Origin of the sequence: Bacillus sp. JJ1566, assembly GCF_036962685.1 — a bacterium.
Taxonomy (GTDB): domain Bacteria; phylum Bacillota; class Bacilli; order Bacillales; family Bacillaceae_L; genus Ferdinandcohnia.
In genome coordinates this window covers 1-1,792 of sequence record NZ_JBALOP010000083.1, presented here as the reverse complement: position 1 = coordinate 1,792, position 1,792 = coordinate 1, and the positions used below count along the sequence as shown (strand labels likewise).

1 protein-coding gene is annotated in these 1,792 nt (G+C 37.3%); it reads left to right on the top strand.

Annotated elements, in window-relative coordinates:
• The first annotated feature begins 109 nt into the window (after positions 1 to 109).
• Positions 110 to 1,384: an IS110 family transposase gene (locus tag V7112_RS23375; protein WP_335424320.1), complete on the top strand. Its 1,275-nt coding sequence runs from the start codon at positions 110 to 112 to the stop codon at positions 1,382 to 1,384.
• Positions 1,385 to 1,792 lie beyond the last annotated feature (408 nt).

Genomic DNA, 1,792 nt, shown 5'->3' with positions numbered 1-1,792 from the left:
TAGCATTCCTGTAGATCGCTAATTTTCAACTTTGATAGAAAAAGAGCTCTCCAGTAATATGAGAATAGATACCACTCTAATACTCAAATCACAAGGAGGAAGCTCTACTATGAAGTTTAAGATGCAAGACAAACAAAATCAACTAATTGAAAGAATTTCTAATCGACACCTTATTGTTGGGATTGATATAGCGCAACAAGTTCATGTTGCTCGAGCAGTTAATTACCGTGGAATTATTGTTGGAGATCCACTTACATTTGAAAACAATGAAGTAGGTTTTGCTAGTTTGCTAAATTGGATTAATGAATTAAAAGCTACCAAGAGATTAATAACCGAAATCGTTGGTATGGAGCCAACAGGTCATTACTGGTTGAGTTTATCCAAATGGCTATACGACCAAAATATTGATGTAGTAACAGTTAACCCTCATCTTGTAAAAAGAAATAAGGAGAACCGAGATAATACACAATCAAAAAGTGATAAAAAAGACGCTCTCGTTATCGCTGATATGGTGAAGAATGGTTATTATTCATTTATTCGCCCTACAACTGAGGCTTTTGAAGAGTTAAGGGTATTAAATTCTAATCGTGATGTTATTGTGAAGCGTCTTGTCAGTACTGCAAATCAAATTAATAGATGGGTTGATATTGTCTTTCCAGAACTTAGACAAGTCTTTAAAGATGTAACGTGTAAAGGGGCTATTGCCACTCTTCGATTTTTTCCCACACCATTGGAACTACGTTCCATGGAAGTTCAGTATATTGTAGACAGTTGGAAATCATTGATGAAGAGACAGCCTGGTATAAAGAAGGCCCAACTGCTGATTCAATTAGCTAAGAATTCTATAGGTACTACTCTAGCCATTAATGCATATAAACTTCATCTAGAGGTTTTACTGGGTGAATTTGACCTCGCCAAAGCTCAACTTGAAAGAGTAGAAAAAGATATAAAGGAAGCACTTAATAAGATTTCTTATGCAGATCATTTACTAGGCATTAAGGGCTTAACTGAAATAACGTTAGGCGGTATTTTAGGTGAAACTGGCGACTTAAGTAATTTTGCACATGGTAATTCCCTACTAAGACACGCAGGTTTACATCTAGTAGAAGCTAGTTCAGGAAAATGGAAAGGCCAAATTGTCCTTTCTAAACGAGGACGATCTAGACTACGGAGATTTTTATTTTTAGCGACAATGAGTCTTGTAGCCAATAATCCTGAGTTTAAAGAACTACACACTTATAATGTTCACGTAAAAAAGATGAAAAGAATGAAATCTATTATGAAACTAATTGGGAAGCTTGCAAGAATTATAGTAGGCATCGCTCGACGTAATGAAGCTTATTGTCCAGAGAAAGTCCAGCCTCAGCCCCCTTTAGTAGCATAATAACTTATATATAAAATTTTGTAAGGAGTTTAATATTTTCATAAATGTTGGCTTATTCGTATGATCTCAAAGAAAGCACGGAGTACTGGGATACTTAAACAAAAGGGCACAGACCCATTCCGTTAGCATAACCGGCCTCCACCCCTTGGATAGGCATGACGAAGGAATGAGAGGGCATTGACCCGTTGAGACATGGGAGGGATAGCCTCCAGGGCGGCGTGGAGAATGCGTGCAGTATATGGAAAAAAGTGGAGTTGAAATTCACTCCTCTATTCCCGCATGCCTTCATGTAGCCTTGTTGCCTAAACTCATTCCATGCTTATGTCATTGTTCTGATATGTGGCTTTGAAATCTTGCGAATAAGCGAGCATTTACGAGTAAATTGAATCAAACTGAGGGAGTTTAAGT